Raw genomic sequence first — 25,828 nt, 5'->3', positions numbered from 1 at the left:
CAAGATGATGTTCCTTCTAAAGTGGATGTTAATTGTTAACCTGTCCTCCCTTCCTGATTTGCCCATATCATATCTTATTTTTAGCTGGTTGCGTATTTACAATTTTTTAGGTTTTTGCTTTCGTTTTGGATATTCGTGGAGGAAATGGATGAGCGTATCAGGAATATACCATTTAGGAATCGAGGTGATATGGTTTGAAACCATTGAATTACAGCGCATTGATCAGCTCTTTGATTATGGGGATTTCCATCGTTACGGCGAGTTTTATACTTCAAGGTGGTGAGGGTTCAAAGTCTGTACCAGCTGTTGCGGATGATGCCTACTCGGTGCAATCTGAAAGTCCGTTAATGACTCTAGAACAAACTGCGGAATTCTTGAACCTTACCGAGTCTCAGGTGAAGAATATCATCTCCTCCGAGAATGCGCTAAGAGGGCAGGGAGTTTCAGAGGGTTTACCGATTCCTTATATTGTGGTGCAAAGCGAAATCTACGTTAGCAAAATAGGGCTTATCTCATGGCTTGAAGAGGCTACGAGGGAAAGAAGGGTGTAATGATATTGCAATCATTACGATCTAAGGCCCTGCCGGATTGCGCGTAATGTGCGTTAACGGTAGAATGATGTTAATCAGCAAATATTTCATCCAAGAACCCTCCTCGTGGTTAACGCCAAAGGTGGGTTCTGTCTGTTTATAATCATGCGTAAAGGAATGTGGATATGACGAAAAATGGAATTGTACTTGTGGTTAGCGTTACCCTTGTTCAAGGGGATCAAGTGCTCATCATCCAGGAAAATAAACCTTCGGTGCGGGATACCTGGAACTTCCCGGGAGGTCGCATCGAGCCTGGGGAAGCTATGCATGAGGCGGCTATGAGAGAAGTGAAGGAAGAGACGGGATATGATGTCCAATTGACAGGCACTACAGGCGTGTATCCATTTATCAGCAGTTTGAATCACCCTGTCATCATGTTTCATTTTACCGGAGAAGTGGTGGGAGGCTCGCTTCAATTGGGAGCTGGCGAGATTAAGGATAGCCGGTGGGTTATGCTGCCTGATATCTTGGCAGATGACAGCATGAATTTCCGGGATGTCGAAGTCATGAGACAGATCGTTGAGAATCTCAAGAATGGCGTGCAGCACTCGCTTGCATTGTTTCATCCGTCTTTGCTTCTAACTTCTGGGTCATCGCATATTCATAATTCTTAGCGGATTATTTCGTATTATTTTTTTGAATAAAGGAGCGAAAGAGGGATGATCCAACTTAAAAAAATCGCTTTTGGCGGATTCGTTGTCATCGGTGGTCATAATCTTGATTCCAAGTATTTATTGGCTCGAGTGGTTTGGACTTGGAAGGCTGTTTGTTATAGAGATATTAGGGAAACCAGAAATTCACATGCTGCTTTCCGTGTTCTCCGGTGTATTGTTTATACGATCTATCCACAACAACAAACATAGGCCTAACCCATAGATAGAGACTAGTAATAAGTGAGAAGCATGATGGTTCTCTGCTGCTGTGCAACACCGTTCATATGTTTTTCGTATGTGAAGGATACGATGATGTATCGAGGAGGTAAGGAAGGAAGTGGTCAGCATCCGTTTTCCCATGGGTTCCTTTGAGCCAAAGGTGGAGCCGACATTGGAGGAGAGGCAGAGGTTTATACAACAGATACCTTCAATCGTACCGACGCTCCGGCAAATCATAATGAAATGTCCCCTTTCCCAGCTGCATATGCCTTATCGTGAAGAGGGGTGGAGCATTCAGCAAATCGTGCACCATCTGGCTGATAACGACATGAACGCATACTTGCGATTTAAGCGTGCATTGACCGAAGAGGAGCCGGTGGCAAACTCATACCGGGAGGATTTATGGGCTGAGCTGAGTGATTACACGGAGGTTCCCATTGAGAACTCGCTTACGCTTTTGGAAACACTTCATTTTCGTTTTCTTATACTGCTGAAGGACTTACAGCCCGAGGATTTCAAAAGAACCATGAGAACTCAAGTGCTCGGCAGCATTACCCTGGATATCGCGCTGCAGCGATTTGTGTGGCACAACCAGCATCATATCGCGCAGATTACATCCATATTGAACCGTGAAAACGCGAAGTTACATAAGGAGTGAGCCCAATTGAGCTGGAGATCCAAGTATGCTTATGGAGGCATCGTGTTCAATCAGAATCAAGAGGTCCTCATGAGAAGTCCAAGCGGCCATTGGGGCGGCTATGTTTGGACCTTCGCCAAAGGCGGTGCTGAATTAAGCGATAACTCCCCGGAAGAAACCGCAACCCGGGAAGTGTTGGAGGAGACAGGTTATAAATGCAGCATTATCGCGGCCATTCCGGGTGAATATGAATCGGATACATGCGTGACGAAATATTTTTTGATGAGTCCGGAAGGATGGAGTGCTCATTATGATGAGGAAACGCAGGAAATCAAATGGGTTAGCGTGGAGCAGGCCTTTGAAATGATAGAAATGACATCAACCCAAAAAGGTAAACAACGCGATAAGGATGCATTAATCAGTGCGATACATACGATGAGGGCATTAATAATAGAGAACAGATTCTAGTTATCCATTTTATTAGGAATCCAAAGGAGCCATCAAATCATGGGAATGTCAGATTACTATAAGGATCTAAGAGAAAAGATCGGAGACCAGTTAATATTCGTGCCGTCCGTCGCCGGCATTATCCGCAATGATCAGGATTTTATTTTATTTGGAAGAAAGCATCACGAAGAATTATGGGGACTTGTGGCCGGTGCCATCGAGCTGGGAGAATCCCCGGCAGAGGCGATGACCCGCGAAGCGAAGGAAGAAACCGGGCTTGATATCGTGCCTGAACGAATTATTGGGGTATATGGTGGAAAAGAACGCCGATATACGTACAGCAACGGACATCAAGTGGAGTACCTTACGATTGTGTTCGAATGCCGCATCATTTCGGGTGAGGTGGATCGTGAGAATGACGAGTTCGCGGAACTCAAGTTCTTTCCAGAGGATCAGCTGCCCCCGACGGCATTAAAATATCCGGAGCATATTTTCACCAAAGCCAATGGAGAGCGGGCTCATTTCTGATAGAAAGAAGGTCCCCTATGATGTTAAAAGCGATAATCTTCGATCTTGATGAGACATTAACGGACAGAAGGGCAACGATTAACTCGTTCATCGAGCGATTGATTGCCCGATATTTTCCGGACTCCGATGAAGATACTCAGCTCATGATATGTCATTGGAGGTGCAGGGATTGAAGCGTTTTAAAAGCGTTAATGGACAAAAGCTCGTCTATGAATCCTATGACCGCCTGATGGCGGGATGGACGGTACCTTACGAGCAGCATAAAATATCCACATCGTACGGTATGACTCACGTAATAACGGCAGGTTCATCGGACCTCCCCCCGCTGCTGTTATTGCATGGAACGGGCGACAACGTCGCCATGATGTGGATTTATAACGTGTCGGAGTTATCCCGCAATTTCTATATCATCGCCGTGGATAATATCGGAGGTTCGGGGAAGAGCGAGCCAAACGACAAGTATGCTCATGATTTCAATCAGGCAAAATGGTTGGACGAAATCCTTGAGGCTATGAATGTAGATGCTGTCTATATCGCCGGTGTATCCTATGGAGCTTATCTGGCCTACCATTACGCCATCGTCAGACCGAATAGAGTAAGAAAGATTGTATGCTTGGCTGGCGGCATTGCCGGAAGTCAGCTTGAAGTGATGAGCAAAATGATGCGGGCTTTTCTGCCGGAAGCACTGTTCCCTTCAGAACGGAGTGTGCGTACACTGCTTCGCAAGCTGTGCGGTGCCCATGCAGATGCATTCGAGAACAACCCGGAGCTTATGCAGCACTGGTTCTACTTGCTGAAGTACTTTAACAATCGCTCCATGATGAAGCATACCATTACGATCCATTCGTCTGCCGACATTCAGGCTGTTCGCAGCAAATCCTTGTTTGTTATCGGTGAGCAGGATTTGCTTAGTTATTATCCGAAGGCGGTTGCCAGACTGGAGACAAATGGGATGCGTTACCGCATCGTTCCGGGCGCGGGCCATGCGATCAATCATGAGATGCCGGAGCTCGTTCATGAAGAGATTATAGGCTTTTGCAGGGAAGCGTGAGGGAAGTGTAATGACAATGAAGATTAAACATCTCACCGGTCTGTTCATCAATGCTCTGGTCTGTCTAATATTGGTTCTACTGGGGAATGCCATGACCCCCAAGCCTGGCACTAGTTCTGGAAACGGAAATCCAGTCATCCTGCTGTTAATCCCTCTGAGTATTCTTTTCCTGGTGCTTGTTCTTCAATGGATTCGTATGTTCAAGGATCTTAAGATGTCCCTCAGCAAGTTAAGCATGCTGATCTTAGCTCTGGCCGGCTATATCGTAGCGGGTTATGTATATCAGCTTCATCGACTCGAAGTCTATAGAGTAGTCCTAGCCGAGGCGTTCGAATTGAGGTGGGGGACAGCGGACTGGCAACATATTGAATCCATTACGACCGGCGGCCTCCTTTCGATACATTTGAACAATCAATTTTTCAACTGGAATACGTACTTCATGATGATCGCCTTCTCGCTGCTGCTGTGCTTCATGTTAAAACTGATACAGGGACTCATGAAAAGAAGACAAGGAACTTCCGTGAAGAATTAGTTTTGTGTAAATAAGTTTCATGGTATAGTAGGAAATGACGTGCCGTAATTTGACAGAACAAGAAAATGCTCCATCGTATTCCTGAGTTTGAGCGCACTTTTTTTTCATTATGACCATAATTACGTTCTTTAACAGCCAATTCTCTGAAATTCTGGCTTACAACTTTACGAATGACTTAAGAGGCAGCATACTTACGGTTATTTTTTTGATGATTGCCATCATACTGCTAGTTGCCGGCATAGCGATGAGGGCGATATGTAAGGATGCAAAAGAAGACTTTCATCGGATCGACAAGCTGATAAGCGAGTTGGAAAAGCGAGATTAATCGTTCCGATTCAGGAGGGGGTATACGTGGTGTCTATTGATGAAATTTACGGCCAACAGGCTAAAGCCTATGAGGCCATGGTTAGCAAACAGCCCGACTTATCCAAGATTATTCGTGAATTAAAGCCTTATGAGGGACTGGATGTGCTGGATTTGGGAGCCGGATCAGGGCGGATATCCATGCTGCTTGCTCCAGACGTAAGATCCTTGATCTGTACCGATATATCCGAGCCGATGTTACATATATTGGACGAGAAATTATCTGAAGCTTATGATTTCCGCAATTGGACTACCGTCGTTGCAGATCACCGCAGCCTGCCGGTTGATTCCTCGAGTGTTGATCTGATTGTATCGGGTTGGAGCATTAGTTATTTGGCCAATTCAGGCGAAGAGGATGGCCGTGAGAATCTGAGGCTTGTCATGGCGGAGCTGAGGCGTGTCTTGAGGCCGGGCGGGACGATGATCATTCTGGAAACGATGGGAACCGGAACGGAGACGCCGAATCCCCCTCATTTCCTAACCGATTATTATGCTGGATTAGAGCAGGAGTACGGATTTAGCCATCGGTGGATTCGGACGGATTATGTTTTTGAGTCGGTCGAAGAGGCACAGCGGAGAACGGGGTTCTTTTTCGGTCAAGCGTTAACTGACAAGATCAAAGCGAATCAATGGTCCACGGTGCCGGAGTGCGCGGGGATCTGGTGGAAGCATTTTTAGATAGTGGTGTATTAACAATAAAGCTTGTGAAAAATACTACAGTTAAAGGCGATCTTGGTCAGTAGAAGCTTTTGACAAGTTAATCAATTTAGAGTAATATCCACATGTAATAATTACACAGGTAAGAATAAGGATCTGAGTACAAGGCTGTCTCTTTACAGGGGGGGCTTTTTTTGCGTTTTACGTGTTAGGAATCGAGTTATGGGGGTGGAAGCTATAAATACCGCTAATCGTAATCAAGTACTTATTGTTGAAGATGATGCACATATTAGACGTTTTGTATCGATAAATTTAATAAATAACGGATTTGTGGTGAGTGAGGCTGCATTTGGAGGAGAAGCGATACAACTCTTCACTACGAATCGACCCGATGTTGTTGTTCTGGACATTATGCTGCCAGATGCTGATGGATTTGAAATCTGCCGACAGTTAAGAGAGATAGAGCCTGCGGTCATCATCGTCTTTTTAACTGCCCGCGGACAAGATCTGGACAAGATCAAAGGATTAGAAATCGGAGCTGATGATTATATTGTCAAACCGTTTAATCCGTTAGAGCTTGTAGCACGAATTAATGCGATATTGCGCCGAACAGAAACTGCTCTAAAACCGCAAAGATCCGTGATTCAATCCGGTCCAATTCGGATGGATCTGAATTCGAATAAAGTGTTCAAACATGACTTCTTTATTGAATTAACGCCGAAGGAATTTCAACTAGTTAGAACCTTTCTAGAACATCCCGATACAGCACTATCCCGGAATGAATTATTAAATCTCGTATGGGGAGAGGATTATGTTGGAGATCCTAAAACAGTAGATGTTCATGTGCGAAAGTTACGGGAAAAGATTGAAGATGATGGCTCCAAGCCACATTGGATTGAAACGGTATGGGGAGTAGGATATCGCTTCAGGAAGGACGGTTAAGAAGTGGGTATTCAGAAAAGATTAGTAGGAAGTTATTTTGTGGTCATCTGTATCACTGTTCTCATTCTTGAGATTTTTCTCATGGTTTACGTGAGATATTATTATCTTCATAATGTTGAGCGGATTCTGATGAATCAAGCGGAGCTATCTGCTTCTTTTTTTCAGCAATATTTTGCCGATGAAGATCTGGAGAAACAATCGTATCGATTATTAAAGGGGTTTGCACATAACTCGGATGCGCAAGTACAGATTATTAATTCCTCAGGCCGACTTTTGCAGGACTCTACCGGACTTCCAGGCGGCAATGACATGACTACGTATTTAGATGTACGAACTGCACTCCAAGGACAACCCGGCACATGGAGAGGCAAGGACCCTTCCACCCAAGAAGCGATATTAGCGGTATCTTTTCCCTTACGAGCCAATGATATCATCGTGGGAGAAGTCAGATTTGTCACTTCCTTGACTGAAACACTACAGACAGTTAATCGTATTTCAATCGTACTGATCTGTGTAGGTCTGTTTGTTCTTGCGATTGTTACCGTTCTTGGACTATTGTTGTCTCGGACCATAACGAGATCAATTAAGGATCTTAAACAGGCGGCAGATCAGATGACAGAAGGAGACTTCAGCATAAGAGTACATAAACGCTATCAGGATGAGCTGGGTTCTTTGGCTGATACGTTAAATATGATGGCAGGTAGAATTTTGAAGAGCGAACAGCTTAAAAATGATTTTATTTCATCCGTGTCCCATGAACTGCGAACGCCATTAACGTCAATTAAAGGCTGGGCCATCACGCTGAAATCGAATGGGAATCACAACGAGCAAATCCTTAAAGAAGGATTGGATATTATTGAATCAGAAAGCGACAGGTTAACTTGTTTGGTGGAAGAACTGTTAGATTTCTCTAAACTGGATAACGGAAGAATTGTCATACACTCAGCACCTGTCCATCTATCAGAATTATTGCATCATGTGGGTAGACAACTTGCCCCAAGAGCTGCTCGGCAAGGAGTATCACTCGAAATACAAGCAGAGGAGAATCTCCCTAACATTAATGCAGACGAGAATCGTTTGAAGCAAGTACTAATTAATTTAATTGATAATTCACTCAAATTTACAGATGCCAATGGTCGAATTTTTATACACGCTCATACAGCTCTAGAACAAGTTGTTATTACCGTTGAGGACACTGGGTCAGGAATCTCAGAGGAGAATCTAGAGAATGTGCTGCAAAAATTTTACAAAGTTGATCCACATGCACCTGGCAGTGGTCTGGGTCTATCGATATCAGATGAGATCATTAAGTTACATCATGGAGAATTACGCATAATTAGTGAGGTAGGTAAGGGTACGACAGTCCAGATCTACTTGCCGATAGAAGAAAATTATAAAATTTAACTTTTTCATAACCACTTCGTTCCCTTTCAAAGATAGAATAGTCAATAACCTTGACAATCGAGGAGTTGGTAATCAGAATGCTCAACAAACTCATTAGAATAGGTTTCATATCAACTACGTTATTGTTGCTCGGAGGATGTGGGATTCCCGCAACACCAGTAGATATGATTAAGCCTCCATTATCAGAAGCAAGTATTCAGCGAGATAAAATTAACCATGAACTTATTAAATTACTACCTAACGAGGTTCAATTGTTAGTTCCTACGCAGGGAAAAGACGGTAATGATATCTCGTTCGGAGATATGGACGGGGACGGTATCGATGAAGCCGTCGTTGTATATGAAGAGAATAAAGCGACAGGTAAAATGTTGAAAGCGGCGCTATTTAAGCAAGATAATGAGGAGTGGCGAATCGTCTCGGAAGTCAAGGGCTTTGGTTACGGCTTGGAGTATGCTGGATTTCCAGATATCGATCAGGACGGTCGATCCGAGCTCGTGCTTGGCTGGTCGTTAGGGGCTGCAGGAAATGGTCTGGACATTTATGGCTTGAGTGAAGATAAATTGAAGCTGTTATCCAAGAAGGAGTATCACGGCAAGTTCGATCTTGAGTAATCCTTCCCAAGGATTGTAGTTAACAAGAGGGAGGTGTCCTATGATTTGAACGGTAAAATAAGGGCCGACCTGATAGTCTCCGATGGCCATCATAAAACACAATAGTCCGTGGCAATACGTCATGAAAAAAGACGTATGTTTGCTCATCGGATTATTTGTGATGTTCATTTTTAGGCGGATTCCTACAGAAATTCAACAAAATAGAGGTAGCCATCATGTTTATAACCCACATAATTTCAAAACTGGATAAAACCATGCTGTTCATTATATTGTGTCTTGTTGCCATTGGTACGATTGCTATTTATGGAGCCACAGTGGATACGAATTTAGAAGGCCTTCACATTAGTTATTTATATCTATTCGGTGCATTCTGCATTCCTATGCTGGCTCTCGCATTGTTAGATTATAGAGTTCTGTTTGGTAAGCTATCCTACGTTCTCTATGTAATTGGCATAGGGATGCTGGTTCTTGTCAAGTTTACCGGAGAGAACATTAACGGTGCTGTTCGTTGGCTAAGTATTGGAAGTTTTCAGCTTCAACCTTCTGAATTAGCTAAATTATTTACAGTGCTTCTGATTGCTCATTTATTAGGCAAGCGAGAGGGAGCTCAGCTTCGTATTGTTCAAGATATATTACCGATTTGTATCATTTTCATGATTCCTATCATCTTAATCATGCAGCAGCCGGATTTAGGCACTTCTCTAGTTTTTGTGGGTGCACTGCTTAGTATGCTGTGGATGGGTAACATCCGTTCATTATATATGATTCTGTTCATCAGTATTATGATCATTACGGTAGGCATAATATTATGGCTATATTATGCCAATTTCGAATTGTTATCCAAGATTGTAGAGCCTCATCAAATGTCAAGAATTCAGACTTTTCTTGACCCAGCCAGCGATCCCGATAAATCATGGCATGTTAAAAACGCACAATATGCGATAGCTTTGGGAGGATTGACTGGAAGTGACGTATCTTTTTTACGTAGAGGGTTTGTTCCTTATGCGTATTCCGATTCGATCTATGTGGTCATAGGCGAGGAATATGGTTTTTTGGGTTCTGCGGTGCTGTTACTGTTATATTTCCTTCTCATATATCGTATGGTTCATATCGTCAAAGATAGTAGAGAACTTGTAGGGTCATATCTTGTTACCGGGCTTATAGGAATGTTAGTCTTTCAAATTTTCGTTAATATAGGCATGCATATCGGTTTGGTACCCCTGACGGGTATTTCCTTACCGTTCATAAGTTATGGAGGCAGCTCACTACTTAGTAATATGATTGCAATTGGTTTGGTGTTAAGTGTCAAATTTCATAAAAACGATATCTATATAGAATGAACTAAAGACAACCTTATTATTACAGAAATAGAAAGCAGGTTAAGAAATTGGGCATTTCTCAAACGGATGATCTCGTATTTCAATTCATCAATCAAATGGCAGTAACATTCTCTGCACTAAATCCATTTATGCGTTTTTTATCAGAAAAAGCGGAATACCTCTTTTACCTGGGGATTATAGTTTATTGGTTTACTCGCATCCATAAGAACAGGCAAATGGTGATAACAACTCTCTTGTCAGCTTGTGTTGGATTTAGTGTTGGTAGTATACTTTCTCACTTTTTTTATAGGGATAGGCCTTTTGTCCATCATACGGTTAACCAATTAGTTGAACATTCCGCTAACGCTTCATTTCCAAGTAATCATTCGATTGGGGCCTTTGTAATCGCAACAGGTATATGGTTGTTTCGTAAGAAAGATGGCGTAATTTGGCTTATATTGGCAGGTTTAATTTCATTCTCCCGAATTTGGAATGGTGTTCATTATCCTTCTGATGTCATCACGGGAGCATTTATTGGTGTAATTAGTGCGTTTATGGTTTATCAAATGGTTCATCGATGGTCTGTAGCTCATAAATGTTTGAACGCTGGCATCAATCTTTATGAAAAAATCGAGAAAAATATTTGGAAAAGTTATAAAAAAGCTTCTAAACTCAAAAATTGAATATTATTAGAATTGAGTGGAGGAAATTATGTCTATCAAACCTAAGAGAAAAGCAATTCGTAAAGTTATGATGAGCATTTACCTTGTTATAAGCGCCCTGATACTTGGAGTTGGAATCTATGCGGGGTATATATATTATAAGGCGGATGCTGCGATTCAACGTGTGGCAGCTCCAAAGCTGACTGATGATCCGATTGATTATGTAAAGAAGGAATCGATTCAACCTATGACATTTCTTTTGGCGGGTGTAGATAGTCGGGATGATGGTGGTGGGGTGATGAATACAGATGTTCTTATGCTTGTCAGTTTCAATCCACAAACCCAATCTGCTAGTTTGTTGTCCCTGCCGCGTGATTTGCTGCTAAAACCTAAATCGTTGCCTGCTCATAAATCCAATTATTATTATGCTTATTACTATATAAAGGATAAGTCAGAGGCTATTCCTAATACAAAACGTTTTTTCTCTGATTTGCTAGGTTTTCCGATTGATCATATGGTCGTGTTGAATTTTGATGCCTTACGGCAGACCGTGGACGCACTTGGCGGACTGCAAATCGATGTTGACATGGATATGAAATATAACGATTCCGCAGACGGAACGCATATCGATTTAAAAAAGGGCTTGCAGACTCTTAATGGTCAACAAGTGCTCGACTATGTCAGGTATCGTAAATCAAATCAAGGGACTCGGGAGTCCTCCGATTTCGCACGTAACGATCGACAGCAGCAAGTGATCAAGCAGATCATTGAGAAATTGGGGGATTTTCAAGGGATTTCCCAATGGGGGAACATATTGGACATTATCGGTGAAAATGTGAAGTCTGATATTCCTGAATCTGATCTTCAACAATGGGTCTATAATTTCCCGAAAATCAAACCGAATCAGATTCGTTCATTGCAGTTGGAATCCAGTTGGAAAAGTCCCTATGTTTACGTAAACAAAGAGGATTTGCAACAAGCGTTGATAGATCTAGCTGATGAAGCAGGTGTCCGTTCAGAAATATCGTTTAAATGGGAAACTATTGGGGTACTGGAGTGATCCGTGCATTGAGTCCTTTAGTTGGTCAGACCTGATTTAACTTCATCTCAACTTTCGCTATTTAAACAATTAAACAAACCCTTGATGTAACTAGGTAAACTAGATGTTTGATTCTTCTGGTGTTACTGCTAATACATAATGACCGGCGGTTGACGGCGTAAGTTGTTCTTCTGGTGACGGTCAAGCCGTCCGAGCTATAGTGTGAAGAAAGGGAGGATCATGATAATTCTCCCTGGATGACGCGCTTGATCATATGATCGTCGATGATGCGATGTTTGTTCTGTGAGGCGTAGATGAGACTGTGCGTACAGACCTTGTTGATCAGGCGGGCAGCGCCGCTGGAGAAGCGAAATATATCGTCAATGGCCGCCTCCGTGAATACGTCATGTTCAGCCCCGCGTAGCTCATATGCCGAGCGACATAGGCTCCGGTTTGGGCCCTGTCGAAGTGGGCCAGCTTGCATTGCAGGTCAATGCGCTGGCGAATCGCCGCGGTAGAATTTTGACTCGCAGCCAAGCTGCTCGAGCAGACCCTTGTAGAAATGCCGCGGCGTCAGCTTGGAATCCGACAGATACAGCACTTTGTAGGTTGCCGGATCGAGGACCTCGGTGAGTCGGCGAATGGTCGTTGTCTTGCCGGTGCCGCAGTCACCGGTGACCACAGCAAACCATTGCCGCTGAGCGGCGTAGGAGAGGTGGCCGAGTGTCTCTTCGAGGATAACCGATTCGTAGAGTTCGCCGGTCGGCATGTCCCGGGAGAACGGCGCTCGGCTAAGACCGTAGAATGACTCAAACATGGCCGGTCTCCTTATTCACCCGCCGGTAAGCAACGGCAGTCGCCTGCCGCTCTATCCGGACAGCGCTGCGACCTTCCGCGGCAGCGAGCAGCCGGGAAGCCTCCGCCGGCACTTCACCCAGGCGCTCGGGAAGCAGCGGCCGCTTGCCGGCACGCTCGCCGATAACCATAAAGATCGAGTTGAAAATATCCTCGGAGATATTGTGAAGGAATTCCCTCCAAGAAGTACAAAACATAAGAGAAAATGGTAAAATAATCAGTAAACAAACGGATAAGAAGAGCAATAAATATAAGAAATGGAAGCAGGGGCACCTGCTTCCATTTTTCATTCTTTTATTAAAGGCAATACACCCAAACCCCTATGATAATACCCTCTCCAGGACAGACAATCTCATCTTCCCTTGCTTTGTCCAATGCCGATACCTCACGTCAATAAGAACTTTTGGCTCAACAACATAAGTAAATTGCATTTTGTTAGCACTAGGAGCTGATGCCAGGCATCTATTGCTCTACGTATGGCCATTTGCATATCGGCGAAAAAAGCACCATTAAAACTCAATGTATCACTTGCGCTCCGCAAATATCATGAGAAGCTCCGAAGAAAATGGATCAGGCATTGAAGTGAAAAATATCCTTTTAAAATGTTTGGCCAACTTTTTCAATACTACACTAGCTGCAACGTCATCCTCATTCCAACCATAGCAATAAGACATGAAATGATCGGATAGGTTCAATTGTTGTTCAATATAATCAATGAATATCATTTCTTTTTGACCCAAAACAATCTGTCTTAAATCGTCGTAGCAAGGCTCGTATTGAAAGACAGCGCTCCCCCTGCTTTCCTTTTTTCCTACTTTCATTTCTTTTATAAATGCTACAATAAAGGGATTCAATAGGGATTTTTCATATAATTCTTTATATAAATTATAGATTTTTATTTTTGTATCTATATCAGATAGCGTCGCAGCAATAATCATCGCATTTTTTTTGTAAACCACATTCAAGGAATCAAAAACAGAAAGCAAACTAGATAATAATTCATTACTCAACTTACTTCCCTCATTGAGATAACGAAGCTCATAAACTAGTTTTTCCTTTTTATGTGCTTCTTTAATCTCGACTCCACTGTAAAAGACATAAAATTGATACAAAGAGAATTGAATATTAATGTTTTCAACGATCACATCTGCTGCTACCTTTGGTTCGAATACTGATTCCGTGAACACGATGTCACCATCAACAATCGTTCGGGTTACTATTTTATTGTCTTTTACAGAATGCACTTCCTGCTTAATCGTATCTTGATTCATAGCAGCAACATCGTATTGATCATTAAATTCCTGTCTATCAATTTTAGAAAGAATCTTCATTTTAATAAAGCTCCCTTGAATATAAGATTTATCAAACCAAGGTCAAGAATGGCTCTGAATAAAAATAGCGTGCAGACTTGTGTGCTGCACGCCAATTATAATATACTTTGTTCACGCGTCATAGCTCTCGTTACTACCAGTATCGAAATGGTTTATAAGTACCTTTCGTGATCGAAGAAAATATCTGCGTCAGACCATCCACCTAATAAAGATACAGTCGCATAACCCTCCCACAATACCAGATCAGTATCAAAATCTATACGTATATCGGATTCTTCTGTAACATACACCACCTTATTTGGTGGGAAAGGAACGTAATTAATCTCTTCTCGTACGCCTTCAACATTTGTCGCAAAAGCTGTATAACCCCTGACCCTGTTGATTAAGGTAGCTACGTCACCACCTTCAACCCATATTTCTAAGTGTACGGAAACATGGCCGGTTACACCATTAACTTTGTAATACCCGTATGTAGGGCGTACTTTGACTACAGCTACATCAGCGACTTGAGCATTTGCTCCAGGTGCCGTACTTGGCCTTGTAACCTCAACCGGAAACTTGAAAATCGAAATGAGGATGCAACGATTGTGTTTTCAGAATCGTAGCCAATATGAATGCGGCCTGAGTATGGTTGTTTCCGATAATGGAGCAGCTTGGTCTGAATGGAATGTTTATTACACCATTCAAGACTGTGAACGAAGTTTAATCAATGCTCGGAGGCTTGGTGCGCATTCCATCATTGAGACTCAGGATAAGCCTGGGATTGGCCGATTTGCCAGTTTCACGGGTCCTGATGGTATCAAGTGTTTCATCATGGCTCGCGAGTAGGTGCTTTATTTCAATATAGCTTATGTATTTACAGAGGTTATCCGGACGATTCGTTTGTCCTCGGGTAACCTTTTTAATTAGGTGATTTCATAGCGAAATGAGACCATATTGCATTTTAACAAATGAGTGGCTCCAGATGCGTTATATCCCGATATGGATCGGAAGATCGTTGTATAGAAAGCGCTTTATCTACGCTTCTATAATGGTAGCAAGCTGTAAAAGGCGCTTGATGCTATAACGGCCTGAATGCAGCGTAGATGCACGCAGAAGGAGGCAATCCACAGATGTTAGGAAGCAGCGATACGGCGGTGAACGTGGGGGTGAATGCCGAAACTCACATTCGCTTGGCGAATGGTCTGGTGGCCATTGAGGTGGATTTGGAAAAAGGCGATTACGCCTACGCAGGCAGCAGGGGATTCGCCCTGCAAGATGTACGAAGCGGCTTTCGATGGCAGGGCCGGGAATACCATACGGGACATTACGACCGCCACTATATGATAGGGCAGCCGGAGAAGATCCAAGATCCCTTCGGAACAGGAATCCATGCCGTGATTAAGCATGAATCCGATCTGCTCCCAGGCCTGGAACAGCATTTTTATGTCTATGAGGGAGCTTCATCTTTCATCACACGGGTCGTCATCGTCGGTCAAGAGGAATTAAAGGTAAATCGCATCGCGGTGGTGAAAACCGATAGCGTATCCAGCGGGAGCGAGACGGTTCCGGGAGAAGCGCTGCATGTGCTCCGTGTACCTTATGACAATGACAAATGGGTGCGCTATCTGACGGAGACGGCCCCGCTGGAGACAGAAAGCTACGAAGTGACGGCCTTGTTCCAGCCGGATAGCCGCAATGGATTGATCCTGGGATCGATCAGTCATGACGTATGGAAGACCGGCATTCGCGTTAAAGGGGAAACGGCAGGCAAGCTGGATGAACTGGAACTGTACGCTGGCGCGGCCGACATCATGACCCGAGATTCCCAGCCGCATGGCTACATAAGAGGAACGCGCGTCGAATCTCCGCTGGTTATGGTAGGGGATTACGACGATTACCGGACAGGACTCGAAGCATATGGGGAAGCGAATACGAAGGTAGCGCCTGCTCTGAGCTGGGACGGCGGCGTCCCGATCGGCTGGAACAGCTGGTCGGCCGCCATGAGCACGCTGGATTACAGCCTCTATGTGGCGACGAGCGATTTTCTGAAGCGGGAGGTTCAGCCGCAGGGCTTTCATAACGAGGATACCCTGTACATTAATTTCGATGCGTTCTGGGATCGCCTGACGCCTGCCGAGATGGAGGATGCCTTGAAAAGGGTCCGCGAGAACGGGCACAAACCCGGTACATACTGGACGCCGTTTGCTTTCTGGGGAAGTCCGGCTGGGTTCGGGAACCCCGTGGAGGGTACCGATGGGAAGTATACCTATGGCGATATCCTGCTTCGCGACCAGGATGGCGAGATTTTGCCGGATGTTGACGGCGGACTTGCGATTGATCCTACGCATCCCGGGAACCTGGCGCGAATCGATTGGTTCATGGATAAATTCGTCTCCGAAGGATTTGAGTATATCAAACTGGACTTCATGGCTCACGGGGCTTTGGAAGGCAAGCATTACAACCCGGATATTACGACGGGGATCGCTGAAGGCCGGCATCTATTATTCGCCGTTCGTGTACTGGGGCAACAATATGGAGCAGGAGGTCGAAGGGACGAACGGAAAATATAAATACGGCGATATCGTGCTGCGCGATTTAGACGGCAACGTGCTGCCAACGCTGGACGGCGCTTATGCCGTGGATCCGACGCATCCGGGCGTGAAGCAGCGAATCGATTATTACATGAATAAGTTCAAGAGCAAGGGCTTTGAATATATCAAAATCGATTTTCTGAGCCATGGGGCAATGGAAGGCAAGCATTATGATGCCAACGTTCAAACCGGCATCCAGGCCTATAACCAAGGAATGGCTTACGTGAATGAAGTGCTGGAAGGCTCCATGTTCATCAGCGCTTCCATCGCGCCGCTGTTCCCTAGCCAATATGCGCACAGCCGCCGCATCTCCTGCGATATCGACGGCAGCATCGGCAGTACGGAATACCAGCTGAACAATCTCACGTACGGCTGGTGGCAGAACGGAACGATCTATCATTATACCGATCCAGACTATATGCACTTGACCAAAGGCGGATCGATGGAAGGCGCGCAGTCTCGCGTCAATGCGGCCGCTATCTCCGGCACGGTCTTCCTGAATTCGGATGACGTAACGGATGCGACGGCACGGCAGTACATGGAAACGCTGCTGACCAACCCGGAAGTGAACGGGCTAGCGATGAAGGGCAAGGCGTTCCGGCCGGTAGAAGGCAACACGGGCACGCAGGCAGCAAACGTATTCGTGCTGGACGATCAGGGAACCCGCTATGTAGCCGTGTTTAACTATACGCAAAATGCGGTGCAGCGCACCGTGGATCTCGTTCGGGCCGGTATCGCTTCGGAAGGGGCAGCGTCCTATACGGTGACGGATGTATGGAGCGGTCAATCACAGACGGTGTCTGGCTCTTCGTTGGATGTGACGCTAAAAGCGGCCGAATCCAAGCTTTATAAAATCGTCCCTAATCCATAACAAGAAGTCATAGATTAATTATGTACATCTGCAAGTTCATCGCGGTTCTCGGCTCCATCCGGGAATCGCGATTTCTTGCTTTTTGCTGAAAGGGATAGCGCTTGTATCCATACTGGAAAATCAATTGAAGAGGAGAAAACAACATGACAGATATGAAGCTTTGGTATACGAACCCGGCCCAGGGCTGGTCGCAAGGGCTGCCGATCGGCAATGGCCGAATGGGGAATGTGGTGGTATCCACCCCTGACAGAGAGATATGGCATATCACCGAAACCACCTATTGGTCCGGCCAGCCGGAGCCAGCTCAAGGGCGATGCAACAGCAAAGCGGATTTGGAGCGGATGCGGCAGCATTTCTTCCAGGGCGATTATCGCGAAGGCGATCGGCTGGCCAAGAAGCACTTGGAGCCGGAAAAATTGAATTTTGGCACCAATCTGGGACTATGCCAAGTCGTTCTGGAGTTTGACCATAACGTGAAGCCATCCGAGGGCGGGAGACAAAATGCAGCAGCTGAACTGCTGTTCCATCGGGAACTGGATCTACAGGAGGCAATGGCGCGTTCTTTTTGCGAGATCGATGGAGCGGAGATGACGCGAGAGGTATTTGCTTCCCATGCCGATCAGGTCATCGTTTCGCGGATCCGCAGCAGCATTGGCTCGTTAGGCGTGTCATTCCGCATTTCGATTCGAGGCGAGAACGGCCCTTTTCATGCTGCCGTTACTGGGAAGGACACGATCAAATTCCAGGGACAGGCGCTGGAAGGCATACATAGCAATGGGGAGTGCGGGGTGTCCTGCCTAGGTCTGCTGCGTGTTGTAGCGGAAGGCGGGCAGGTGAGTTGCACGGATGACACCATAACCGTAGCCGGGGCGGATGAGGCGGCGATTTATTTTGCGGTGAATACGGATTACCGTCAAGAAGGCGAGAGCTGGCGGGCGAAAAGCGCGTTGCAGCTGGAGCAGGCCCTTTTGGTAGGGTATGACGAGCTGAAAGCCAAGCATCTGGCGGATTATCAGCCGCTGTATGCCCGTGTACGATTAGATCTGGGAAGCTCCGAGCATGCCATTCTGCCTACGGACGAGCGGATCGGCAGGTTTAAGCAAGGCAACTGGGACGATCCGGCGTTGTTTGCGTTGTTTTATCAATATGGCCGGTACTTGACGATTAGCGGGTCACGACAAGACTCCATCCTGCCCATGCATTTGCAAGGCATATGGAATGACGGCGAAGCCAACAAGATGGCCTGGAGCTGCGATTATCACCTGGATGTGAACACCCAGATGAACTATTTTCCAACGGAGGCCGCGAACCTGAGCGAGAGCCATGAGCCGCTCATGCGGTATATCCAGCAGCTATCGGTGGCCGGTCGCTCGGCGGCGCGCCATTATTACGATGCCGATGGCTGGGTGGCCCATGTATTCTCCAATGCCTGGGGATTTGCGTCGCCAGGGTGGGGAACCTCCTGGGGACTGAACGTGACGGGCGGACTGTGGATCGCGACGCATATGATGGAGCACTATGCGTACAACCGCGATCAGGCTTTTTTGGAGGAGCTGGCTTATCCCGTCCTGAAGGAGGCCGCGGCCTTTTTCATGGATTACATGACCGTACATCCGAAGTATGGCTGGCTGGTGACAGGTCCGTCGAATTCGCCGGAAAACAGCTTTTATACAAGCAAACCGGAGGATGGGCATCAGCAGCTGTCCATGGGCCCGACCATGGATCAGGTCCTGGTTCGGGATCTGCTGGCGTTCTGCGTGAAGGCAGCACAGACGCTGGGCGTGGATGAGGAGCTTCAGCAGAAGTGGCAGACGGCGCTGGATCAATTGCCCCCGCTGATGATCGGCAAGAAGGGACAGCTGCAGGAATGGCTGGAGGGCTACGAGGAGGCGCAGCCGGAGCATCGCCATCTGTCGCATCTATATGCCCTGTATCCCGGCGGCCAAATCACGCCGCATCATACGCCGGAACTCGCTGCGGCAGCCCGAGTGACATTGGAGAACCGGAACAGCCGGGCCGACCTGGAGGATATCGAATTTACCGCGGCGCTGTTCGGACTCTTCTACGCCCGATTGCATGACGGAGACCAGGCTGTCCAGCATATCGCTCACCTGATCGGGGAGCTGTGCTTCGATAACATGCTCACCTACTCCAAACCCGGCGTAGCCGGAGCCGAGGCCAACATCTTTGTCATCGACGGCAACTTCGGCGGCACCGCCGCCATTGCGGAAATGCTGCTCCAGAGCCACGAAGGCGAGATTCATCTTCTACCTGCACTGCCGGCGATATGGCCGACAGGCAGCGTGACAGGGCTGAAGGCAAAAGGGAATATTGAGGTGGATATGAGCTGGGCAGATGGGAAGCTGGTTGAGGCGAGGGTGAAGGGGAATGAGAGTGGGAATGTGCGGGTGTTTTATGGGGGGAGGAGATGGAGGTGAGTCTTGAAGTGGGAATTGAGTACAGGGATACTTAGAATTTTTGAGGAGCATTTTTCCGTTGCCGGGTTTGATTTATTGTGAAAAATTGATCTATACAGGGGTTCAAGTAGGCGATAATAAGAAGTAAGGGTAGCATTGAGTGTAAACAGTATTATCACTAGTATAGAGATGGAAGTAAAAGTGAACAGCAAGGGAGGTAATGGATGCTAATTATTTTCGATGCTATGTATGATCGTATTAGCCAGGGTTCCAGACATTTTGTAAGAGGACGAACTTCAAGAAAGTCGCTACAAGATACACAGACGATCATCGATATGAAGGAACAGGATTTGAAGATATGAGAACGAAGCAAGTATTTTTGGAGCGTTAAGCTATCCGGCCAAGGAAGATAACTGAAGCTGGGGGAAGAATTAAAGGACTTGCGGAAGGTTAAAGTAGATGAAGGAGTGAAGGGAATTATTCGACTTTTCATCAGATTTATGAGAGGAACCTAGGGGGGGGGAGTGTGCCTGTGACCAGTAAAGAGAAGAATAGGACGTTGAAGAAGCTGGTGGAACGGATTGTATTTAATCGGAAAGCAGAATCGTGTGGAGTTGACGGTTTGTTATAGGTGATTTTGGATTAAATTAGTTGCGAGTTTATTTAAAAGATCCAGTAGTCTCTTTTTTACGGTACAATATACCTATTGCATTTAAGAACTATAAGTGTGCCAATGATATAATCAACATATTCTTATAAAGATTGGAGCATTACGGCAAGAGCATTTTCATATTAAACACTCGCTCAAATGAGACATGACGAGTGTTTTTTGATTTTGTCCAATTAATAAATACAAGTAGATATGTTCAAAATCATTTCTTGTAGAAGTATTAATAACAGTATGATAAAATAGGAACAAACGTTCCTATTAGGTAGAGATTTATTCCTTGTAATCCAAAAATAGGGGTAATAAAAGGAATGATGGAGGATGGTGTCGAAATGTTATAGTAAATAAGACTCATAATTATAAGGATGGAAGCCTATGGAGAGAAGTATTATCAGTCGGGTAGTGGGTGAACAAAGTAAGGGGGAAAGGCTGCAACGTCTTAGAGCTATACAATTAATATTTGACGAGCTTGAAAAATCACCAAATATAGCTGTGCTTGTGGCTTGTGAGCATATTGAAGATATTTATCTGAACAAAGATGATGGAACTGGTGAAAATTCAGAGTATATAGAGAGCGATAAGAGTTATGAATCAAAATGCTTCTCATTAAACTCTGATGAAATAAAGAACAGTTTAGTTAGTTTTTTGGATTGTTCTTTACGTTTTGGTAAACATATTCGTTATGGTTTTTATACGAATACTGGAATTACAAATGAGCGTACTACCGAGTTATTAAAAAGAAATAAATTGGAACTGCCAGAAAAGGAACTAATGAATCTATTAATAGAAAAGGACTATTCAACGGTTCTTCCTTATCTTAAATGCATTGTGTTAGAGGATTATAAAAATCAATATATAGGAAAAACTGAGACGGGATTCTTAGATGTAATCGAGCATTATACAGATGAGATGTGGATTCAGTTCCTTAGACAGATAGATTGGAAGTTTAACCAGGAAGATGAAAATCAGCTTGAAGCCACCCTTTTGTTAAAAGTTCAAAGATGTCGTTTATATAACACCATAACGGTGTCTGGAAAAGAGCAGTATATCATCGATGCTCTGGATAAAGAACTAGAAAAACGGCAAGCCTTTAAAGACCCAGTTCATCGGATGATTAATACAGATACAGTGAGGACAAAATTTCTTGAAATAGGTAATAATGTTGCATCTGCAAGGCCAGTAGACCCATGTTATGAAGACTGGGACTCAATGGAAAAACCATTTGATGGTCGAAATATTGACAGTAAAATCAAAGACGTATCACCTGAATATGATGAATCAACATTTGAAATTTTTGCGCGTAAAATTGGTTCCATTGAAAAACAGTTATTAAGAGTTCAGCCGCAAGAACGTGGTGCATATCTTTATCGTGTATTTGAAGCTTGTGAAGAACAATTAATAAGAGTCGTACATAAACAGACAGACCAATGTACGGTTGAACCGCCAGTCGTTGATGACTGGATAGATATGTTGGTTCGTTCAGCTACCGCACATTTAGAAGATTGGGGTAAAGATTATAATTACCCTTTCAAAAGTGGAAATGCTGTTCGTGATACGATTTATGAATTAATTAACTCATGTTATTTAGCTTTTGACAGGAGGAAGTGAATGTACAATGAGTGAACAAATAAAGAATGACAATTTGAACGTTAAGAAACGAATGATGTTTAGTGCAGAAGATGATTATTACTATTTCGCGTATAATACGATAATTTTTTTACAGACGCTTGGTTTTACAAGTGAGAAAAAACGATTACAAGAATGGTCAAAATTAAATTACCTAATTCCCTTCTTGTCCAATCACGCTTTATTTTCTATATTGGCTTCCAATAAAGAATTGGACAGTACAGCATCACCTATTGATAGAAATCATTTGAAAGAAACTTACTTAAAAAGTCGGTTACGATTAAACTGGGCAATGTCATTATTCTATGCGCTTCAACAAAAGGGCATTATTTCTATTTCTAAAAATGAGACTAGAAAATCATTTGATGTATGGCTCTGTATAGAAAATCTTCCAGCAGAGTTTTCGTCTTCAGAGTTATTTCGCATGGAACGTGACCACAGTGAGCAAATCAAATCCATGTTTTCATATATAAGAACAATGAAAACTGACTCATTACTTGATGAACTGTTCCGCAAAAGGGGTGTACATATATGGGAAGATTAAAAATTAACCGGGTGCATTACAATGGTGATAAGTACACCTATAGTTCGCCAAAATTAACAGATGGGGTTAATATAATTGAAGCTGGAAATGGTGGGGGGAAATCTACATTTAGTGCTTTAATATGTTATGCGCTAGGTGACCACGTTCAAATGTTTAACTTCTCAAAAACAGAAGTTCATAAAGAAGTCAAAAACGATACTAATAATTTTGTGTTGCTTGAAATCGAAATCAATCATGAGCCTTATTTAATTAAACGATTTTTTGGTCAAAAATATAATAACATGATAATTGTCCAAGATAAGAATGGTAAGGAAGAGTCATTGTATTTAAACAGACAACATATGCCTGAGGGTCAATCCACTTATTCAGACTGGTTGCTTCAAAAACTGGGTATTGAAGTAGTAGACGTTTGGCAAGGCACATCCCACTTTAAAGTCAATTTTACTGATTTGTTCCGTCTTATCCATTATGACCAAGGTACAGAACCTAAAAAAATATACAAAGAACATAGAACGGACGGTAACTTCATTTCAGACTCAGCCAATATACGTAAGGTCATTTTTGAATTATTGGTAGGTCATCGTTTTGCTGATTTCTATGCCATGTTGGGACAATTGCGTGAGTATGAGAAGCAGAGAGATGCCAAGAAAATATTATTTGATAATTTTGGCGTTCTGGCTACTGAGATGGGGTATGACGTAAGCAGCCTTCCATCAAGCGAACTGCTAAGAAAGTTGACAGAAGATAAACTCGAACTGCAACGAGTTCAACTTTTACGAAATGAAGTGAAAAGTCGAAAATCAGATTCTTCAAAATTCGAACTACAAATTCAACAACTTCGTCAAGCTCTGGTTCATAAAGAGCAAGAACTTGCAGAGGGTCAAACGAATCTAAGTAATGTATCATTTGAACAGCGTGACTTGATTGAATTAAAAGAAGAACTGATAAGAGAAGTGTCTCATATTAACAAAATTATATTTTCTCATAATACACTGCATCTTTTTTCGCCAGACCACTGCCCTTGTTGTTTCAATAAAGTTGAACGTAGTAGGGGAGTTTGCTTATGTGGAGCAGAAATTCAAGAAGGTCAAAGTGAGCGTTTCTTTTATAATTCAAAGGAATACATTGAAATTTTGCGTTCTAAACAAAAATCTGTAGAAACTATTGATGTAGCCATTAATTCATGTGGCAAAGAGATTACTTCAGTGCAAGAAGTGATTGAGCAAATTCATTTAAGCTTGGAGAGCATTCGCAATCAACTGAAGGAGGCTGAACAGCACACGAGCTCCAATAATCAAGAATTACTTCAATTGAATGAACGTGTTTATCAATTAAGGAATGCAATTCAAGATAGTGAAAATAGGATCAAAATGATTGAAAAGTTTGAAGGAATTGAACGAGAATACAACAAAGCGAAAAATGATTTTAACATGCTTCAAACAAAGGTTAGAAATACACAGGAAGCAATTGAACAATTGATACAAGCTCAGATTAAACAGTTTAATAAAATTTACAATGGCTTTATGACGAAAACCTTAAGAGAGGTTACTAGTGCGGAGATAGATGAATATTATATGCCTGTCTTAAACGATGGTGTTTACAGAGAAGCCAGCTCAGATGTACCTAAACGATTCTTATATTTCTTAACTCTTTTAGCTATGTCATTAGATTCTAAGAATCGTATTCCCTTCCCTCAGTTTTTACTTATTGATACACCTGAAAACTTAGGGATTGATAAAGAAAATTTGGATGAATGTATGGATAGAATTTCTGAACTTCAATCATTGGACTATCAAATTATATTAACAACAGGTTTAGGTAAATATCCAAAATCATTAGGAGGTTTCGTAAAACAAACGATTAATGATGGTGAAAAATTGTTAAAGTTGAAATAAATAAAATTCGTTTAAAGAATTCAGAATGAAAGAACCAGCAGGTTTATTATTATGACGAAATGTCATGCCAGCGGTGCAGAATCTTTACCAAATTGTTTGTGGATGACTCGTAAATGAAAACGGAAACGAAATCGAAATTTGAACATACTGTCTATGAAGTCTAGAAACTGACGATTTATAACATATGGCTCAAAAAAATCTGACGTCTTTTTTGTGGATTTATTTGGAGATTAAGAGCGGATGTCCCGTGACAACAAGAAACAAACCGGATAAATTAATCTCCAAGAGCCCTTGTCTGCTTTAACATGAAATAGATATTGAAGGAGAATCGCATGAAAGATAATAGCGCTCTTGCGATAAGCGCAGAAAATTACATTTCTAATAGACTATATAGATATAGAATACTTTTAGCAAAGCCCTTTTTTGATAGAGATGGGGCGGACCTTTTAGCATTGAGGAGCGTTAATGATAATGCTAAATTTATTCGCATTCAATCAAAGGGAAGAACAATTGCTAAGGGGAAAAAATCATTCTTAAGTATCCCTAAATCTTATGTGACACCTAGTTTTGTTGTATTCTTATATGTTGAAGTAGAATCTGAAGTTGATTTAAAGAGTTATCTTTATTGTTTTTTTAATGACGAAATATACAATTGGGCACAAAACGATGAAAATTTTAACCTTACTATACCTACTGATTTTTTTAAAAGAGAACATTTTATTCGTAATGAATTTAATGACATAAAAGCTGAACGTTTAATAAAATTAATAGAATTCAATAATCAAAATATTGAGTTTTCTTGCTTGCTACCAAATGAAATCGAGATATTAAACAACTGCCTAATCATCTGGAAAATAGTTGGTGTTTTTCCAGATGCAAATATGCTTGAGTTATTCCATATGAAAATTCAACCAGGTGCAATGTCAATTCAACAACTTATATTTTTATATTACTCTTCATTTTTAAAAAACGAAGAACTTCAAGAATTAAATGAAGATGTTAGCTATGAACTATTTTTTAATGAAATCAAAAATCTTAATAATACAGATATTCCAATTTTCAATGAATATAAATTGTTAGAAGTAACTACTATTACTATGGGGAGTATCAGTGAATATCATCAGTATAACAAATATATTATTTCAGAACTTACAGTAGAAATTGAGTCAAGCGCCTGTTTAGCAATATATATATTTTGTCGAGATGATAAGGGAGAAGGTATCGAGATGATACTTATAAAGGATGATTTCAAAAATTTCAGAGTTAGATATATTCCTCTCTCTTCCCAAAAGTATGATGATGAGATAGTAAGAACATTGGTTATGAAAATAAAAAGAAGGTTGTGATTTTTATTTTCTGTGACTTTCCCCGGTAAACTAACCCTAATCTTTACTT

General features: G+C 43.0%; 25 protein-coding genes and 1 pseudogene. 22 read left to right on the top strand and 4 right to left on the bottom strand.

All coding sequences use genetic code 11. The features are described from left to right. Positions 1-194 precede the first annotated feature (194 nt). The 16 genes from J7E85_RS04425 (at position 195) to J7E85_RS04350 (ending at position 11,675) form a co-directional block, all read left to right on the top strand. Positions 195-551: a hypothetical protein gene (locus J7E85_RS04425; protein WP_215155397.1), complete on the top strand. Its 357-nt coding sequence runs from the start codon at positions 195-197 to the stop codon at positions 549-551. 164 nt (positions 552-715) lie between these two features. After that, positions 716-1,204 carry an NUDIX hydrolase gene (locus tag J7E85_RS04420; protein WP_215155395.1) on the top strand — a complete coding sequence of 163 codons (489 nt, stop codon included), beginning with the start codon at positions 716-718 and terminating at the stop codon, positions 1,202-1,204. 45 nt (positions 1,205-1,249) lie between these two features. After that, positions 1,250-1,453 (top strand): hypothetical protein, encoded by a 204-nt coding sequence (locus J7E85_RS04415; protein WP_215155393.1) that lies wholly within the window; start codon positions 1,250-1,252, stop codon positions 1,451-1,453. A gap of 148 nt (positions 1,454-1,601) precedes the next feature. Then, positions 1,602-2,120, top strand: a complete 519-nt coding sequence (locus J7E85_RS04410) for a YfiT family bacillithiol transferase (RefSeq protein WP_215155634.1) — start codon at positions 1,602-1,604, stop codon at positions 2,118-2,120. A gap of 6 nt (positions 2,121-2,126) precedes the next feature. Next, entirely contained in the window at positions 2,127-2,567 is a 441-nt protein-coding gene (locus tag J7E85_RS04405; protein WP_215155391.1) for an NUDIX domain-containing protein, read from the top strand. Between the two features lie 39 nt (positions 2,568-2,606). Then, complete coding sequence (locus J7E85_RS04400) at positions 2,607-3,074, top strand: NUDIX domain-containing protein (protein ID WP_215155389.1); 468 nt, start codon at positions 2,607-2,609, stop codon at positions 3,072-3,074. A gap of 169 nt (positions 3,075-3,243) precedes the next feature. Then, positions 3,244-4,125, top strand: a complete 882-nt coding sequence (locus J7E85_RS04395; RefSeq protein ID WP_215155387.1) for an alpha/beta fold hydrolase — start codon at positions 3,244-3,246, stop codon at positions 4,123-4,125. A 16-nt stretch (positions 4,126-4,141) separates the two neighbouring features. Beyond that, a complete protein-coding gene (locus J7E85_RS04390) occupies positions 4,142-4,657 on the top strand; it encodes a hypothetical protein (protein ID WP_215155385.1) in 516 nt (171 codons plus the stop codon). A gap of 109 nt (positions 4,658-4,766) precedes the next feature. Beyond that, on the top strand, positions 4,767-4,982 hold the full coding sequence (locus J7E85_RS04385) for a hypothetical protein (RefSeq protein WP_215155383.1): 216 nt from the start codon (positions 4,767-4,769) through the stop codon (positions 4,980-4,982). 29 nt (positions 4,983-5,011) lie between these two features. Then, positions 5,012-5,698 (top strand): class I SAM-dependent methyltransferase, encoded by a 687-nt coding sequence (locus tag J7E85_RS04380; RefSeq protein ID WP_215155632.1) that lies wholly within the window; start codon positions 5,012-5,014, stop codon positions 5,696-5,698. Positions 5,699-5,899: 201 nt separating this feature from the next. Then, positions 5,900-6,619: a response regulator transcription factor gene (locus J7E85_RS04375; protein ID WP_251035470.1), complete on the top strand. Its 720-nt coding sequence runs from the start codon at positions 5,900-5,902 to the stop codon at positions 6,617-6,619. Between the two features lie 3 nt (positions 6,620-6,622). Then, a complete protein-coding gene (locus J7E85_RS33845; RefSeq protein ID WP_215155381.1) occupies positions 6,623-8,023 on the top strand; it encodes a sensor histidine kinase in 1,401 nt (466 codons plus the stop codon). A 251-nt stretch (positions 8,024-8,274) separates the two neighbouring features. Further along, positions 8,275-8,634 (top strand): hypothetical protein, encoded by a 360-nt coding sequence (locus tag J7E85_RS04365; protein WP_251035469.1) that lies wholly within the window; start codon positions 8,275-8,277, stop codon positions 8,632-8,634. 215 nt (positions 8,635-8,849) lie between these two features. Continuing rightward, positions 8,850-9,974 carry an FtsW/RodA/SpoVE family cell cycle protein gene (locus J7E85_RS04360; protein WP_251035468.1) on the top strand — a complete coding sequence of 375 codons (1,125 nt, stop codon included), beginning with the start codon at positions 8,850-8,852 and terminating at the stop codon, positions 9,972-9,974. A 95-nt stretch (positions 9,975-10,069) separates the two neighbouring features. Next, on the top strand, positions 10,070-10,636 hold the full coding sequence (locus J7E85_RS04355) for an undecaprenyl-diphosphatase (protein WP_082361558.1): 567 nt from the start codon (positions 10,070-10,072) through the stop codon (positions 10,634-10,636). Positions 10,637-10,664: 28 nt separating this feature from the next. Beyond that, on the top strand, positions 10,665-11,675 hold the full coding sequence (locus tag J7E85_RS04350; protein WP_215155371.1) for an LCP family protein: 1,011 nt from the start codon (positions 10,665-10,667) through the stop codon (positions 11,673-11,675). A gap of 217 nt (positions 11,676-11,892) precedes the next feature. On the opposite strand, the gene J7E85_RS33840 is transcribed toward J7E85_RS04350, so the two are convergent. The 4 genes from J7E85_RS33840 to J7E85_RS04335 all read right to left on the bottom strand — a co-directional run bounded on the left by J7E85_RS33840 (position 11,893) and on the right by J7E85_RS04335 (position 13,840). After that, positions 11,893-12,138 (bottom strand): general secretion pathway protein, encoded by a 246-nt coding sequence (locus J7E85_RS33840; RefSeq protein WP_251035467.1) that lies wholly within the window; start codon positions 12,136-12,138, stop codon positions 11,893-11,895. A gap of 6 nt (positions 12,139-12,144) precedes the next feature. Then, on the bottom strand, positions 12,145-12,471 hold the full coding sequence (locus J7E85_RS33835; RefSeq protein WP_251035466.1) for an AAA family ATPase: 327 nt from the start codon (positions 12,469-12,471) through the stop codon (positions 12,145-12,147). After that, positions 12,464-12,706: a hypothetical protein gene (locus J7E85_RS04340; protein ID WP_215155369.1), complete on the bottom strand. Its 243-nt coding sequence runs from the start codon at positions 12,704-12,706 to the stop codon at positions 12,464-12,466. The genes J7E85_RS33835 and J7E85_RS04340 overlap by 8 nt, the downstream gene beginning before the upstream one ends. 327 nt (positions 12,707-13,033) lie before the next feature. After that, positions 13,034-13,840, bottom strand: coding sequence for a hypothetical protein (locus J7E85_RS04335; RefSeq protein ID WP_215155367.1), 807 nt, complete (start codon positions 13,838-13,840; stop codon positions 13,034-13,036). A gap of 2,369 nt (positions 13,841-16,209) precedes the next feature. Here J7E85_RS04335 and J7E85_RS04325 point away from each other — a divergent pair. The 6 genes and pseudogenes from J7E85_RS04325 to J7E85_RS04300 form a co-directional block, all read left to right on the top strand. Beyond that, positions 16,210-17,284, top strand: a pseudogene (locus tag J7E85_RS04325) (alpha-galactosidase); the annotation flags it as partial. Between the two features lie 143 nt (positions 17,285-17,427). Beyond that, positions 17,428-19,722: a glycoside hydrolase family 95 protein gene (locus J7E85_RS04320; protein WP_215155364.1), complete on the top strand. Its 2,295-nt coding sequence runs from the start codon at positions 17,428-17,430 to the stop codon at positions 19,720-19,722. Positions 19,723-20,743: 1,021 nt separating this feature from the next. Beyond that, positions 20,744-21,976 (top strand): hypothetical protein, encoded by a 1,233-nt coding sequence (locus tag J7E85_RS04315; RefSeq protein ID WP_215155362.1) that lies wholly within the window; start codon positions 20,744-20,746, stop codon positions 21,974-21,976. A 7-nt stretch (positions 21,977-21,983) separates the two neighbouring features. Further along, positions 21,984-22,538 (top strand): hypothetical protein, encoded by a 555-nt coding sequence (locus tag J7E85_RS04310; protein ID WP_215155360.1) that lies wholly within the window; start codon positions 21,984-21,986, stop codon positions 22,536-22,538. Beyond that, complete coding sequence (locus tag J7E85_RS04305; protein ID WP_215155358.1) at positions 22,526-24,433, top strand: AAA family ATPase; 1,908 nt, start codon at positions 22,526-22,528, stop codon at positions 24,431-24,433. The genes J7E85_RS04310 and J7E85_RS04305 overlap by 13 nt, the downstream gene beginning before the upstream one ends. Before the next feature lie 332 nt (positions 24,434-24,765). Continuing rightward, positions 24,766-25,779: a hypothetical protein gene (locus J7E85_RS04300; protein ID WP_215155357.1), complete on the top strand. Its 1,014-nt coding sequence runs from the start codon at positions 24,766-24,768 to the stop codon at positions 25,777-25,779. Positions 25,780-25,828: the final 49 nt, after the last annotated feature.

Origin of the sequence: Paenibacillus sp. ISL-20 (assembly GCF_018613005.1) — a bacterium.
GTDB lineage: Bacteria > Bacillota > Bacilli > Paenibacillales > Paenibacillaceae > Paenibacillus_AQ.
This window is presented reverse-complemented; position numbering and strand designations above follow the sequence as displayed.